Raw genomic sequence first — 14,131 nt, 5'->3', positions numbered from 1 at the left:
GGCCAGTAGGCGTAGGGCTCTTGTTTTGAGTTCTTGGGGGTATTTGGTGGGCATGGGTGAAGTTCCTTTGCTCTTTTTTGTTTGTTTCCAATGTACGGGGTCGGAACTAAACCCAGTACATATCACTGCATTTCAGTCTACAGGGTTCCATCTCTGTGGAAGCTCAGCCCTAGATATATAGCCAATCACTTCTCCCTAGTTAGTGCCTAAGAGGGATACACATTAGGTTTCACCCCCCGCACCTCTGCGCACCAGACTAAGACTCAGGCACTTGGAGCCCAATATCTAACTTTCCTTCACCCACTACACTAGATATGAATGTCACAGGTCACATAACCTGTTCTGTTTGATACCAAGGAGTCAATGATGACCTATACCGTGGGTAACTATATTCTCGATCGCCTGGCTGAGCTGGGCGTAGACAAAGTCTTCGGCGTGCCAGGGGACTTTAACCTCTTCTTCCTCGACGATGTGCTTGCGCACGAGAAGCTTGATTGGGTGGGCAACGCCAATGAGCTCAACGCCGGCTATGCGGCGGACGGCTATGCCCGCGTTAAGGGGCTGGGCGCCCTGGTAACAACCTACGGAGTAGGCGAACTGTCGGCCATCAATGCGACCGCCGGTTCCTACGCCGAGAACGTACCCGTGATTCATATTGTGGGTGCTCCCAGCCTCTCAGCCCAGAATTCCCATCTGCGCATGCACCACACTCTGGGCGATGGCGATTTCAAGCACTTCATGCGTATGGCATCCGAGGTGTCTGCTGCGGTTGCGGCTCTGCACCCGGCGACCGCCGCCACCGATATTGACCGCGTCATCCGTACCGCCGTCATCCACCGTAAGCCGGGCTACCTGATGCTGCCGGTTGATGTGTCCACTATGCCGGCTACCCCGCCGTCGCGTCCGCTTGATGTGGATAGCCATGTTTCTTCCCCTGACGTCGAAGCCCTCTTTAAGGAGGCCGTCACCGACTTTATGCGCGGCAAGAGCGTGACAGTGCTGGCAGACATCATGGCTGAGCGCCTGGGGGCGGTGCAGGACGTCCGCGCCCTGGTTACCGAGACCAAGTTCCCCTTCGCGTCCCTCATGTGGGGCAAGGCCGTACTGAACGAAACCAAGCCCAACTTCGCGGGCATCTACGTGGGCGGCCTGTCGGCTGAACATACCCGTGCGGTAGTAGAAGATGCCGAGGTTTTGGTCTGCGCTGGCGTGGAATTTACAGATACCACAACCGGCATATACTCACATCAGATAGACTTTGGGCGGGTTATTAACATCGGTGCTGAGAGCACCAGCATCGCCGATCGTCACTATGCCCCGCTCACCATGTCCAGCGCCCTGAACATCATTAAAGAGGTGTCTCTCAAGCTCGGTCTGAAAGGCACCCCCTTTGAGGCACCCACCACCGACGAGCCCCTACCTGAGATCACCGACGAAGCCCTGACCCAGGACGCCCTGTGGCGGGTCCTCTCATCAAACCTGGATGAGAAGAACACCGTTGTGGTCGATATGGGCACCTCTTTCTTCGGCATGGCAACCCGCAAGTTCCCGCGCAACTCCCGCTTTATCGGTATGCCCCTGTGGGGTTCTATCGGCTACTCCATTCCGGCCCTGCTGGGTGCGGCCATGGCCGATACCGATTCCCGTGGCGTGCTGATGGTGGGTGACGGCTCAGCCCAGCTGACGATTCAGGAGATTGGCACCATTATCCGCGAGGGCGTGAACCCGGTGGTCTTCTTGATTAACAACGATGGCTACACGATTGAACGGTCTATTCACGGCGTGGAGGCTGAGTACAACGACATCACCGCCTACGACTGGTCGAAGATTCCGGCAGCCTTCGGCGGCACAGACTCTAACACCGTCACGCTACGCGCTGCTACGGTTCGCGAGTTCGACGAGGCCTGCCGAGTGGCTAAGGAGAACCGTGACAAGCTGGTTTTCATTGAGGTGGTCACCGCACCCATGGATATGCCCGAGCTGCTTGAGAAGTTCGGCGCCCAGGCAGCCCAGCTCAACAAGAAGAAGTAGTTTAAGAGCCCGCAAGGACGCGCCCGCCCCGCCTTCACGCACGAAGGCGGGGCGGGCGCGTCCGGCCATAGCCCACAGGCAACTAAAGCAGGCTAGCGACCCCAAACACGGCCACGGCACCGGCAAAACCTACGACACCAATGAGGGTTTCCATCACCGTCCAGGTTTTGAGGGTGGTCTTCTCGTCCATATTGAAGAAGCGGCTGACCAGCCAGAAACCTGAGTCGTTGAAGTGCGAGAGCACCACAGAGCCTGCGGCGACCGAAACGACAAGGGCAGCCAGCTGGATGGAATTGAAATCTGCAGCCAGAACACCGGGGGTGATGAGACCTGCAGCGGTGGTCAGGGCTACGGTCGCTGACCCCTGGGCAACGCGCAGAATTGCGGCAATGAGGAAGCCCGCAACAATGAGGGGAACACCCAGGTCACCCAGCACATCGGCGAGAGCATCGCCGATTCCTGAGGATCGCAGCACGCCACCGAACATACCACCGGCGCCGGTAATCAGGATGACGGAGCAGACCGCGGGAAGCGCGCCGTCCATAGTCTGCTGGATACCCAGCGCGTGATCCTTACGTTTGAAGCCGAGCAGGTACATGGCAACGAGAGAGGTAATGAGCAGGGCAACAGGGGTCTCACCAAGCAGACGCAGGGTTTGGAACCAGGTTTCATCTGCTGCACTTTCAGGCAGCACGCCTCCCTTTGCCAGAGTGTTGAGACCGGTGTTGAGGAAGATGAGGACCATGGGGAGCAGCAGCACGAAGAGAACGGTGCCGAAGGAAGGCGGGTTGAGGGGTGAGTCCTGGGTTTCTTCGTGGCCCATGAGGGCAGGAACCGGCAGGTCAATGCGCTTACCGATGAACTGGGAGAAGAGGTAGACCGCTAGGTACCAGGTGGGTACCGCAATGATGAGGGAAACAAGCAGCAGAGTACCGACGTTGGCTTCAAAGAAGGAGGCGGCTGAGACGGGGCCGGGGTGCGGCGGTACGAAGACGTGCATAACGGAGAAGGCACCCACAGCGGGAATACCGTAGAGCAGGAGGGAGCCACCTACCCAGCGGGCGACAGAGAAGACGATGGGGAGCATGACGACCAGGCCGGCATCGAAGAAGATGGGGAAGCCAAAGAGCATAGATGCCACGCCGAGGGCGATGGGGGCGCGGTCTTCACCGAAGACCGAGATGAGCTTATGGGCAAGTACCTGGGCGCCGCCGGAGTATTGGATGAGGGCACCGAGCATGGCGCCGAGGCCAACGAGCAGAGCTACGGAGGCCAGGGTGGAGCCAAAGCCGCTGAGCATGACAGGTACGACACTGGCGATGGGGATTCCGGTGGCAACCGCGGTGAGCAGGCTGACGATGATGAGGGCTGGGAAGGCGTGGAGTTTGAACTTGATGATGAGCAGGAGCAGTAGCAGAATCGCGCCGGTGGCGATGGCAAGAAGCGGCCCGGCGGTAAGGGTTTGGACCCAGTCTTCGGGAAGAGGCATGGTGATGTGCTTTCGTGTGGGGGGTGTTTTAGAGGGTGGGGCGCAGAGCTGCCAGAGCAGCGGCAGCGACTTCTTCGGGGGTGCCGGAGATATCAACGAGTACGCCGGCTTCGTCAGCTTCAAGGGGTTCGAGGGTGGCGAACTGGGAGTCGAGCAGGGAGGTGGGCATGAAGTGGCCTTCGCGGTGCATCATGCGGTCTGCAATGGTTTCGCGCGACCCCGTCAGGTGAACGAAAAGGACGCCGGGGGCGGCTTCACGCAGTACATTGCGGTAGGCGCGCTTGAGGGCAGAGCAGGTGACGACCGTGTGCTCGCCGCGGGCGTCCGCGCCCTTGATCCAGGTGGCGATGCGGGCAAGCCAGGGGGCGCGATCGTCGTCGGTGAGGGGAATCCCGGCGCTCATTTTCTGGATGTTTTCAGCAGGGTGCAGGTCGTCGCCTTCGACGAATGGCCACCCTAGCTGGTCGCGCAGGGCGTGGGCGATGCTGGTTTTGCCGGTACCGCTCACACCCATCACGACAATGTGATGTGTGTTTTCCGTTGTCATGTCTATTATTGTGCACCCATTTAGTCTGTATATCGAATGCACAAAGCACTCAAGACATACGACTTCTACCCTTTGTTACAGCAGGTTGGCGTAACAGTGTCACAGTTCTACTCATAGGGGCAATATGTGAGAAAGGCTAGGGTTTGGTGCATCTGAAGTCCTAGGCTGAGACCAAGCGCTTCAGGCGCTGTAGTCCCCAAGCAGCCGCACAAAGGAAAACCGACCATGACCACCCAGGTAAATATCAGCGAAAAGACCGCCACTGAACTGTTCTGCGAGGCTTTCGGCGCGCAGGCGGCGGGCGTTGCCATCATTACCGCTGAAGGTTCCGACGGGCTGCCGGGTGGCCTGACTATCTCATCTCTGTCATCGGTTTCCGCAGAGCCCCCTATTGTGTCTTTTTCTTTCAAGGACCGCACCGGTTCGGCTGCCCGCATCATCGACGCTGATTCCTTCCTGATTCACCTGATTGGTGCCGACAACATCGAGATTGCCAAGCTCTTCTCAATCAGCAAGGCCGATAAGTTCGGTGATACATCCACCTGGGATCGCTTACCCACCGGTGAGCCCCTGCTGCACGGGGTGAGCCGGGTGCTGCGCGTCCGCCCCCTGGGTACCCTCGATGCGGGCCCGGCCGTTGTCTTTACCGCCGAGGTTACCGACTTCATCCGCCACGACGCCAACGCAGCCCCCACTGTTTACCATGCCCGCCGCTTCCACGGTCTGGGCGACCACTCCGCTCTGTAATCTAGCGCCCCGGCAGGCCCCGGGGTTTTAGACTGGTGCTATGACACTCCCTGCATCTCTTCCCTGGATTGAAAAGCTTATTGCCGCGCAGTCCATCAGCCAGACCAGCAACCGCCCCGTGCTCGACCTGTTGGCGGCTGAGTTTGAGGCTCACGGCCTGACCCCGCACTACACCTACAGCGAGGACGGCGAGCGTGCCAACCTCTTCGTGACCGTGCCCGCCGCTGACGGTGGTAGGGACGGCGGCGTGGTGCTGTCGGGGCATACGGACGTGGTGCCGGTTGAGGGCCAGGCATGGACGGTCACTGCCCCTTTCACGCCCCTGGTGAAGGACGGCAAGCTTTACGGGCGCGGGGCGTCGGATATGAAGTCTTTTATTGGGTCGGCTATGTGGCTGCTGCCCCAGTTGCGTGAAGCGGAGCTGGCTAGGCCCGTTCATTTCGCTTTTTCCTACGATGAGGAAATTGGCTGTGTGGGTGCGCCTGCTATGGTCAGAGATTTTAAGGCCCGCGGTATTAACCCTGATTTTGCGGTGATTGGTGAGCCATCCATGATGCAGGTTATTTCTGCCCATAAGGGTGCCCACCGCGGCCGGGTGACTTTCAAGGGTATCGCTAAGCATGCATCCTTGGGCCCGCACGGGGTTAACGCTCTGGCGCAGGCGGCGGAGTTTATTACTTTCTTTGAGCAGTTGGCCGGTACCTGGCGGGCTGAGGGTCCCTTTGATGAGGGGTTTGTGGTGCCCTATTCCACCGGCGGGGTGAACTTTGCCCGCGGTGGTATTCAGTACAACATTGTGGGTGAGCACGTGGTGCTGGAGTATGACTTCCGCACGGTTCCCCAGATGACGACCGACGAGGTGCTGGCCCTGGTTGAGGCGAAGATTGCCGACGACCTGTTGCCTGCACTGAAGGCGCGGGCAGCGGACGCTGAGGCCCTGGCTGGCGCTGCACCCGGCGAGTTTGTTGACGCCGTGGGTATTACCCATGAGCTGCTGGCTGCCGTCCCTGCCCTGGGAACTGCTGACGGTGCTGAGATTATTGCCCTGGCTAACGAGTGGGCGGGGCGCCCCGGTTCTGTGGAGGCCCAGAAGGTTACCTACGGTACTGAGGCTGGCCAGTTCGCCCTCTATGGCGGGGTGCAGGCGGTGGTGTGCGGTCCCGGCGATATCGCCCAGGCCCACACCCCCAATGAGTGGATTGAACTGAGCCAGATTGAGGCCTGCGACCGTTTCATGCTCAAGGTGCTGGAGTGGGCTAGCCGCACATAGTCCGGTGCAGACTTTTTGGGCTGTGTGCAGAGAAAACCCTGCACACAGCCCAAGAAGTCTGCACAGCACCGAGTGGGTTACTCCCAAAAGGCCCTCTTCTGCACGACCGGGATTTTGCCGGTGGGCACGTAGGTGGCGGCGGCGGACGCGGCGGTAGCCTCGGTGTCCTCACTCTGGGGCAGCACCTCAGCCGACTTAGACCGGTACATGTGCTTATTAGCCCACAGGCCAAACCCGAGCACAGCCAGGGCCAGCACGACGCCGACCACCTGGAAGATAGAGAACTGGCCGTCGTAGTAGAGCTTGAAGAAGGACCCACCCATCATGCCGCCTGCGATGGGGGCGCACACCGGCACCCAGGCGTAGTACCAGCGGGAGCTACCCTTACCGTGAATAGGTAGCAGGGCGTGCATGAGGCGGGGGCCGAAATCGCGGGCCGGGTTGAGGGCAAAGCCGGTCTGGCCACCCAGACCAATCACCAGCACAGTGACCAGGAAGCCAAAGGCCAGGGGCTTGAGCACATGGTTCAGGTTGAGGGCCAGGGCTGACCCCTCAAGGACGGGGGTGAAGTTAACCCCCACGTAGAGGGCCGAGAAGACCAGCAGGAAGGTCCCGATAATCTCAGACAGGGCGTTGGTGAAGTAGTTGTGAATAGCCGGCACGGTAGCAAAAACGCCGAGTTTGATCTTGCGGTCGGCGGTTGCCTTCCAGTGGGGCAGGTAGTTGAGGAAGACGAAACCCGCACCCACCATAGCACCGGCGACCTGGGCGATGATGTAGCCGGGCACCATGGCCCAGTCGAACTCCCCGTAGGCGGCTAGGCCGATAGAGACGGCGGGGTTGAGATGGCCGCCGGAGTAGGCGTGGGAGGCGTAGACACCGAAGGCAACGGCAAAGCCCCAGCCGAAGGCGATGGTGAAGAAGTTGTCGCCGTGGCCCTTGGAGCGGCGCAGTTCGACGGTGGCGATGACGCCGCAACCGATGGTCACCATAATCATGGTGCCCAGGAATTCAGCGAGGTAGGGGCTGATGGTGTTCACGTGCTTCTCCGCAAGTATCGGGGGCTAGTACGCCCAGGCAGGTGCCGGATCCTTCAGCCCATAGTTTGCTTCACTTGGCTTTAAGTGTGAATGATTGGGTTTTACGCGGCAAGGCTTAGGAGTAAAAGTGCCCTAACACTTAAGCGGTTTATCGCCCTCTTTTCCAAGCGCTGTGACCAAGCACCCATCAGCCCCACCCACCAGCTAAGACGGCGAGGGGCGGGGCGGGCGTCCGCGCGGGTCAACGAGGCGGACGCCCCACCCCACTAGCGCCCGAAGAGGCGGCGCAGCTGCCCCGGCAGGGTATGGCGATACTGCCAGGCGGCAAGGGCGCCCCAGCCCAGTACGGCACCCAGGGTGTTGTTGAAGATGTCTTCGGCGTCAAAGGTTCGGATAGCGCAGTCGTAGTAACCCCAGATACCGGTCAGCTGGGTCAGCTCGATCGCGAGCGAAGTGCCAAAGGCAGCAAAGAGCACGGTGCGAAAACTAGCCCCCCAGCGCCAGCGGGCCAGCAGGCCAAAGGGCACAAAGAGCAGCACGTTCAGCAGCATCTGCAGCACGTAGGTGGAGAAAAGGGCGCCGAGCAGGCTGTCGTTGGCGGCGACGGCGAACTCCATGCTCCAGCCCAAAGAAAAGCGGGGATAGGTGCTGCCCCAGCCATCGGGGCAGACAAAGACGTCGTTATCGGGCAGGGGTAGGAAGGTGTAGGCGATGACCCCGGTAGCGTAAAGCACCAGGACGCCCGTGGCAGCTATGCGGCGCAGGAGCCTGCGGGCAGGCAGGTGGCGGCCAAACCACCAGAGGGCAGGCACGATAAACACCATGAGCAGGGCCCAGAGGGAAAGAGCCTGCTGGAGCACAGGAATCGAGAAGTAGAAGTAGTACTGCATAGTCTTATATATCAACAAGAATCTGAGTGATTGAGTGTACCGGGTTTAGCTGGGTCATAACAGAGAAGAATAACGAGAGACTAGATGAGGGCGGTCAAGGTCAGCCCGGCCGCGGCGGCAGCGGTTGCGGCAAATAGTTGGCCGAGGGCAAGGACGACGGTGGCCAGCTTACCGGGGGCTCGTAGGGTTTCGAGCAGGGCGGTGGAGAAGGTGGTGTAGCCACCTAAGAAGCCCACCCCCAGAATGAGGGTGAGGTTTTCTGTAATTACAAAAGTTTCCGCGCCGGGAATAGGCTCAATATGGGCAGCAAGAAGGCCGGTGAGGCAGCCCAGAAGAAAGGACCCAGTGACATTAATAAAGAATGTCCCAAACGGCATAGACACTTGCCAGAGCCTTGACACGAGGGCCTTAACCCAGGCATCAACCCACAGGCGCAGGGCAGCGCCTGCGCCACCGGCGATAAAGACCAAAAGATAGACCATACCCTACTCCCCCGCTCCACGAGCTGACGTGTCGGCGTGGGGCGGGCGTCCGCGCCTCCCCCATCTACCCCCGAGCTGCCAGCCAGCCCAGGCCAGCAGGTAGCCACCAACAAGCGAGAGCAGGGCGTAGGTGACAGCCATTCCCCAGTGCCCGCCCAGGGTCAGCTGAGCCAGGGCGAGGGCGAAGGTGGAATAGGTGGTGAACCCGCCCAGAAAGCCGGTGCCCAGCGTAAGACGGAGCTCCTCAGCACGAGCCGTCAAGACCCCTCCCGGGGCAGCGGCAAGCAGGGCACCCGTCAAGAGAGCCAACAGGAAGGCCCCCACCCAGTTCACCACCAGCACGGTCACGGGTAGGGTGCCAGAGACGGGAAAGGCAGCCAGGAGCAAGGCCCGCACCAGGGCACCTGCTCCACCACCCAGAAAGACGAGCCAGGTTGCGCGAAATGTAGGGGTCATTCCCCCAGCCTACGCCACCAGCAGGGGCAGACGCACCGTAAACTCGGTACGCCCCGGGCGGGAGACTACATCGATAGAACCTCCGTGGGCTTCCACAATGGCCTTGGCGATGGGAAGCCCCAGGCCGGTGGTGCCATCGGAGCCGGAGCGGGCAGCGTCCGCCCGCGTAAAGCGGTCAAAAATCTTGCTCTTGAACTCGGGGTCAATGCCGGGGCCGTTATCGCTCACGCTCATGATGGCCTCGCGGCCGCTGGCAGAAATCGACAGGGAGGCGGTCACCGTGGTGCCCTCGTCCGTATGCTTCCGGGCGTTCGAGAGCAGGTTCAACAGCACCTGCTGCAGCTGGGAGCGGTCACCGCGCACCTCCACCACGTCCTCGGGCAGGTTAAGCTGCCAGATATGAGAGGGGGCTGCCACCTGCAGGTCCATGACGTTTTCTACCAGCAGTTCGGTCAGATCCACTTCGGTCATCTCAGGCTCGCGCCCTTCGTCGAGACGAGCCAGCAGAAGCAGGTCTTCGACCAGGCGCGACATGCGTTCGGTCTGCGAGTTCACGCGCTCTAGCGACGTCTTACCCTGGTCGGTGAGGGTTTCGGTCCAGCGAATCATATCGGCATACCCCTTGATAGCCGCCAGGGGCGTCCGCAGCTCGTGGGAGGCGTCCGCCACAAAGACCCGCATCTGTTCCTCAGTGCGCGAGCGCGCTTCAAGAGCCGACTGCACGTTGTCTAGGAGCTGATTGAGGGCATACCCAACCGCTCCCACCTCGTCGCCGGGGTGGGCGTCCGCGGGTTGCACGCGGGTTGCCTCGGGCAGGGTTTCGAGGGCCAGGTCCATGTGGGCGACGCCCGCTGCTACCTGTGAAACCCGCTCAAGGGGTTGCATGGTGCGGCGGATAATCCAGGAGCCCAGCACACCGGCACCAATCATCACGGCAACCGAGCCTGCAGCGATCACAGCTACCAGCACAGCGAGGGTACGGTGGGTTTCTGCCAGGGGTACGCCGGTGACGATGACGCCCTTGCTGACCGGGTTATCCTGCATGACAACCAGGTATTCACCCACCTCAAGGTCTACTTCAACGGTTCCGTTAGAGGTGGAGAGCGCCAGCAGGGTCTGCTGGTCGGCATCGCTGAGGGTCTGGGTGGAGCCAACCGAGTCAAGTAGACCAGCCACCACGGTCTGGCCGTTGGCGGTGCACAGGCTCAGAGTACCGGGCCCTTGGCCGGGGGCGTCAAGGGTGGTGCGGCCGTTGAACTGCTGGCAGCCGTCTACCTCGGTGCTACTGCTTTGCCCGGCAGGACCACCGGGTTTGAAAGAAACCGCTCGGTGGGCAGCTTCGTCGAGCTGCCCGTAAGCCCGGTCCATGAGAGAGCTAGAGAGGGCAATGTAGCTCGAAACGCCAATAATCAGGCAGGCGATACCCAGCATGGTCACCAGAATGGCGATGAGCTTGGTGCGCAGGTGGGGGGCGGTGCGCAGCCCGGTGGGGACTGCGTCCTGGGCCTGCTCCTGCCCCGAAGCGGGCGCAGGACTGCCCGCAGACTGTGAAGGTGCTGCCATGGGCCCTACTGGTTGGCGGGTTTAATGACGTAGCCTGCGCCGCGCACGGTATGAATCATGAGCTCACGGCCCGCATCAATCTTTTTGCGCAGGTAGGAGATGTAGAGTTCCACAATGTTGGCCTGGCCGCCGAAGTCGTAGTTCCAGACATTATCGAGAATCTGGGCCTTAGAGACCACGCGCTTAGCGTTTTCCATGAGGTAGCGCAGCAGATCGAATTGGGTTGCGGTGAGCTGGATTTCTTCGCCGCCGCGGGTAACTTCGCGGGTGTCCTGGTTGAGCACCAGGTCGCCGACTACGAGTTCAGCGTCATTGGCTGCTGCTACGCCGGAGCGCTGCACCAGGCGGTGCAGGCGGATGATGACCTCTTCCATGGAGAAGGGCTTGGTGACGTAGTCGTCGGCGCCGGCTGCTAGGCCGACGATGCGGTCGTCCACGGAGTCTTTGGCGGTGAGGAAGAGGCAGGGCACCTCGGGGTAGAGCTTGCGGATGCGGGAGAGCAACTCAACGCCGTCGAAGCCGGGCATCATGATGTCGAGCACGAGGACGTCGGGGCGCCAGCCGCGGGCGATAGCCAGGGCTGCGGGGCCCTCACCCGCTGATTTGACCTCCCAGCCAATCATTTTGAGTGCCACGCTGACCAGCTCTTCGAGCATGCGCTCATCGTCAACTACGAGGGCGCGGATGGGCGACCCGTCGGGGTGTTCAAGGGCCGGAAGGTTCTTGGCGATATCGGTTGCTGTGCTGCTCATACTTCTAAGGGTAGCCAACCGCGGAAGTTTAGGGGTACCTTAACCGCTATTTGGGGGCTTTGGGGGCTGTTTTCACAGGCGATTCTTATGCGAGTGTGAGCGGGAGCAAACTGGAAGCGGGGGTCCTTATAGAAGCAAGTGGGAGGCTGTTTTGTGTCGCATGAATGACACAGAGATGTAATGTTTCACAAAGACCTGGCTTTATGAACACCGCGGGTTTATTTCCGTGGCTTCATCGGGTAGAGTTTTGAGCAGGCTGTCAATTGTTTATTTTTGAAGAAACTTTATGACGGGTTGCCTAGAGGCTTTCTAAGTTTGAGTTGAATGAACCACCTCGCAACTCGTTAGGCGGGCTCGCGTTGATGGTTGTGGTTCCCCTCAGCGCGAGCCTCTCTACAGCAAAGGGTCTTGCCCCGCAGATGCGGGAGCAAGACCCTTTCTTTTTGCCCTCCTAAGAGGCCGGTGCGGTGCCCGGCTTAGCGGGCGGACGCGCGGCGGTGCTGTACCAGGTCGATGGCGGCACCGATGAGGGCGGCAACCAGAGTGGGTACGAACCAGCCCAGGTCGTAGGCGTGGGCGGGGGCCCAGCCGATGAGGGGCTCGATCACGTTTGAACCAAGACCCTGGGAGTTGAGGGTCATGAGCAGGGCCCAAATCACCGAGACCAGCAGGGCGAAGCGGTGGGTGAGGTTCATCCAGGGGGCGCGCAGGGCGGCCTCAATAAGAGTGAGGACGACCAGGGTCAGGGCCGGCGGGTAGAGGGTGGTGATGATGGGGATAGCGAAGCTCATCAGCCCTTCAAGGCCGAAGGACGCCAACGCGAAGGCAATCAGGGTGAAGATGATAGCCCAGGTGCGGTAGGAGACCGAGGGCACCAGCTTGTTGAAGAAGGAGCTGGTTGCGCCGATAAGACCCACCGAGGTGGTCAGGCAGGCTAGCAGTACGATGAGGCCGAAGACGACGGCACCGGGGCCGCCCATGGTCTGGGCTGCGGCGTCGGTGAGCAGGGCTGCGCCGTCCTTGTATCCCTGGCCGTCCGCGATATGCTCGCCAATATAGCCCAGCCCCAGGTAGACCGCACCCAGCAGCACGCCGGCAATACCGCCGGCCAAGGCGACGCTGCGGAGCATCTCGCTGCGTCCGGTCACCCCTTTTTCACGCAGGGAGGCAATCACGATGATGCCGAAGGCAAGAGCTGCCAGGGAATCCATGGTCATGTAGCCGTTGACGAAGCCGGTGGCAAAAGCACCCGTGGCGTAGTCTTCAGTCGGTGCAGCCGAGGGAGTGCGCAGGGTAATAAAGCTCATCACGACCAGCACACCCAGCAGGATCACCAGGGCGGGGGTCAGGTACTTGCCCAGGGTGTCGACGATACCGGTGGGGTTCATAGCCAGCAGGTAGGAGACACCAAAGAAGACGGCAGAGAAGATGAGGGTGGGCACCATGCCGTCCGCCGACAGATAGGGGTCTACGGCCATGGCATAGCTGACGGTACCGGTACGCGGCAGGGCGTAGAGGGCGCCGATGGAGAGGTAGACCAGGGGAGGGAAGATGAGGGCGAAGATTTTTCCGCCGCGGGCCGCCAAATCTTGCAGGTCGCGGCCGGTGACGGCGAGCGCGATAACAGCCAGGATGGGCATGAGGACGCCGGTCACCAGGAAGCCTGTAATGGCGGGGGTGAAGTTTTCACCAGCTTCTGCACCGAGCATGGCGGGGAAGATGAGGTTGCCTGCGCCGAAGAACATGGAGAACAGCATGAGGGCTGTGACCACGATGCTGATGAGCGGTGATGATTTAGTGGGTGCTGAGTTCATAAGTGTGGGGGGTAGTTCTCTATTCGTACGAAAGGGTTTAGTTTACTCCTCTTTATTGGGTAGGTTGCGGGCGCGTGGGGCCCGCGGGTGGCGGTGGGTCGGTAGACTGGTAGGGATATTCGCGCGTTTTGAACCTGAGGCGAAAGGGGGTCACGTTGCGCATTTCACGTATTTATAACAACAATGTGGCTCTGGCTCAGGCCTATACGGGCGAGCAGATGGTGGTTATCGGTCGCGGCTTAGCGTTTGGTAAGCGTAAGGGCGACATGGTTGACCCCACCCTCATTGAGCAGACCTTCGTGCCGGAGCACGGCACCCCCGATGAGCATTTGGCGGGGTCGCTGGCGAAGATTCCGTCTGAGATTTTGGGCTTGGCGACCGAGCTTGAGTTTTTGGTCAAGGCCGAGGGCATTACGATTTCTCATTCCTTTATCGTGCCGGTGGCTGACCATATCAGCTATGCGGTGGTGCGGGCCCGGGAGGGGCTGGCGGTGGATTACCCGCTGGCTCTTGAGGTGTCTCAGCTGTACCCGCAGGAGGTGCGGTTTGGGCGCCGTGCCCTGGAGCTGGTCAAGGAGCGCTTGGGCGTTGAGCTGCCCGAGATTGAGGCGATTCCGCTGGCTATGCACCTGGTTAATTCGCAGTTTGCCTCTGAGGATATGGGCGGCACCTACCGCATGACTGAGGTGCTCTCTCAAATTTTTGAGGTGATTGGGGCTGGCTTTGGCGGCCCGGTGGATCGCTCACTCATGAGCGCTGCCCGTTTCGTGACGCATCTACGCTATCTCTTTGTGCGCGCGGGTGCCGCCCAGACTGCGGACGCGGGCACGAGCGTCCCCATGCTCCTTGAAAGCCTGAAGGACGCCCACCCCCGCGCCTTTGCTGCGGCGGTCAAGGTGAAGCTGGTGCTTGAGATGCACCTGGAGCAGAACCTGACCGATGATGAGCTGACCTATCTGACGATTCATATCGCCCGCCTGGCCCGGGACCAGTACGGCACCTCCTAGCGGCGTCCGCCCTATTCTTTCTCTCTTCACCCCGAGATAATCC

General features: G+C 60.6%; 13 protein-coding genes. 4 read left to right on the top strand and 9 right to left on the bottom strand.

Annotation, left to right across the window (positions count from 1 at the left end):
- Window positions 1–363: 363 nt before the first annotated feature.
- Complete coding sequence (locus L6762_RS09900) at window positions 364–2,031, top strand: alpha-keto acid decarboxylase family protein (RefSeq protein WP_237187071.1); 1,668 nt, start codon at window positions 364–366, stop codon at window positions 2,029–2,031.
- Window positions 2,032–2,113: 82 nt separating this feature from the next.
- Here the strand turns inward: L6762_RS09900 and L6762_RS09895 are convergent, their stop codons facing one another.
- On the bottom strand, window positions 2,114–3,520 hold the full coding sequence (locus tag L6762_RS09895; protein WP_237187070.1) for a GntP family permease: 1,407 nt from the start codon (window positions 3,518–3,520) through the stop codon (window positions 2,114–2,116).
- Between the two features lie 28 nt (window positions 3,521–3,548).
- On the bottom strand, window positions 3,549–4,067 hold the full coding sequence (locus tag L6762_RS09890; RefSeq protein ID WP_237187069.1) for a gluconokinase: 519 nt from the start codon (window positions 4,065–4,067) through the stop codon (window positions 3,549–3,551).
- 225 nt (window positions 4,068–4,292) lie between these two features.
- Here L6762_RS09890 and L6762_RS09885 point away from each other — a divergent pair, with 225 nt between their 5' ends.
- Both L6762_RS09885 and L6762_RS09880 read left to right on the top strand, forming a co-directional pair.
- Entirely contained in the window at window positions 4,293–4,814 is a 522-nt protein-coding gene (locus L6762_RS09885; protein ID WP_237187068.1) for a flavin reductase family protein, read from the top strand.
- 40 nt (window positions 4,815–4,854) lie between these two features.
- Complete coding sequence (locus L6762_RS09880; RefSeq protein WP_237187067.1) at window positions 4,855–6,084, top strand: acetylornithine deacetylase; 1,230 nt, start codon at window positions 4,855–4,857, stop codon at window positions 6,082–6,084.
- Window positions 6,085–6,161: 77 nt separating this feature from the next.
- Here L6762_RS09880 and L6762_RS09875 read toward each other — a convergent pair whose 3' ends face one another.
- From L6762_RS09875 to brnQ, 7 genes are all read right to left on the bottom strand, one after another.
- Window positions 6,162–7,124, bottom strand: a complete 963-nt coding sequence (locus L6762_RS09875) for an MIP/aquaporin family protein (RefSeq protein ID WP_272878704.1) — start codon at window positions 7,122–7,124, stop codon at window positions 6,162–6,164.
- A gap of 266 nt (window positions 7,125–7,390) precedes the next feature.
- Window positions 7,391–8,014, bottom strand: a complete 624-nt coding sequence (locus L6762_RS09870) for a VanZ family protein (protein WP_237187066.1) — start codon at window positions 8,012–8,014, stop codon at window positions 7,391–7,393.
- A gap of 80 nt (window positions 8,015–8,094) precedes the next feature.
- Complete coding sequence (locus tag L6762_RS09865) at window positions 8,095–8,496, bottom strand: fluoride efflux transporter FluC (protein WP_237187065.1); 402 nt, start codon at window positions 8,494–8,496, stop codon at window positions 8,095–8,097.
- 3 nt (window positions 8,497–8,499) lie between these two features.
- Window positions 8,500–8,952: a FluC/FEX family fluoride channel gene (locus tag L6762_RS09860; RefSeq protein ID WP_237187064.1), complete on the bottom strand. Its 453-nt coding sequence runs from the start codon at window positions 8,950–8,952 to the stop codon at window positions 8,500–8,502.
- Between the two features lie 9 nt (window positions 8,953–8,961).
- On the bottom strand, window positions 8,962–10,515 hold the full coding sequence (locus L6762_RS09855) for a sensor histidine kinase (protein WP_237187063.1): 1,554 nt from the start codon (window positions 10,513–10,515) through the stop codon (window positions 8,962–8,964).
- Between the two features lie 5 nt (window positions 10,516–10,520).
- Window positions 10,521–11,267: a response regulator transcription factor gene (locus L6762_RS09850; protein WP_237187062.1), complete on the bottom strand. Its 747-nt coding sequence runs from the start codon at window positions 11,265–11,267 to the stop codon at window positions 10,521–10,523.
- 476 nt (window positions 11,268–11,743) lie between these two features.
- Window positions 11,744–13,081, bottom strand: a complete 1,338-nt coding sequence (gene brnQ, locus L6762_RS09845) for a branched-chain amino acid transport system II carrier protein (RefSeq protein WP_237187061.1) — start codon at window positions 13,079–13,081, stop codon at window positions 11,744–11,746.
- A gap of 155 nt (window positions 13,082–13,236) precedes the next feature.
- Between brnQ and L6762_RS09840 the strand changes: the two genes are divergently transcribed.
- Window positions 13,237–14,088, top strand: a complete 852-nt coding sequence (locus L6762_RS09840) for a PRD domain-containing protein (protein ID WP_237187060.1) — start codon at window positions 13,237–13,239, stop codon at window positions 14,086–14,088.
- The last annotated feature ends 43 nt before the right edge of the window (window positions 14,089–14,131 follow it).

The organism is Rothia nasimurium, from assembly GCF_928381705.1.
Classification (GTDB): Bacteria; Actinomycetota; Actinomycetes; order Actinomycetales; family Micrococcaceae; genus Rothia; species Rothia nasimurium_G.
This window is presented reverse-complemented; position numbering and strand designations above follow the sequence as displayed.

Bases quoted from the DNA above. Each gene is read 5' to 3' on its own strand.
- L6762_RS09900 (WP_237187071.1), top strand. From the start codon at position 364: ATGATGACCTATACCGTGGGTAACTATATTCTCGATCGCCTGGCTGAG.
- L6762_RS09895 (WP_237187070.1), bottom strand. From the start codon at position 3,520: ATGCCTCTTCCCGAAGACTGGGTCCAAACCCTTACCGCCGGGCCGCTT.
- L6762_RS09890 (WP_237187069.1), bottom strand. From the start codon at position 4,067: ATGACAACGGAAAACACACATCACATTGTCGTGATGGGTGTGAGCGGT.
- L6762_RS09885 (WP_237187068.1), top strand. From the start codon at position 4,293: ATGACCACCCAGGTAAATATCAGCGAAAAGACCGCCACTGAACTGTTC.
- L6762_RS09880 (WP_237187067.1), top strand. From the start codon at position 4,855: ATGACACTCCCTGCATCTCTTCCCTGGATTGAAAAGCTTATTGCCGCG.
- L6762_RS09870 (WP_237187066.1), bottom strand. From the start codon at position 8,014: ATGCAGTACTACTTCTACTTCTCGATTCCTGTGCTCCAGCAGGCTCTT.
- L6762_RS09865 (WP_237187065.1), bottom strand. From the start codon at position 8,496: ATGGTCTATCTTTTGGTCTTTATCGCCGGTGGCGCAGGCGCTGCCCTG.
- L6762_RS09860 (WP_237187064.1), bottom strand. From the start codon at position 8,952: ATGACCCCTACATTTCGCGCAACCTGGCTCGTCTTTCTGGGTGGTGGA.
- L6762_RS09855 (WP_237187063.1), bottom strand. From the start codon at position 10,515: ATGGCAGCACCTTCACAGTCTGCGGGCAGTCCTGCGCCCGCTTCGGGG.
- L6762_RS09850 (WP_237187062.1), bottom strand. From the start codon at position 11,267: ATGAGCAGCACAGCAACCGATATCGCCAAGAACCTTCCGGCCCTTGAA.
- brnQ (WP_237187061.1), bottom strand. From the start codon at position 13,081: ATGAACTCAGCACCCACTAAATCATCACCGCTCATCAGCATCGTGGTC.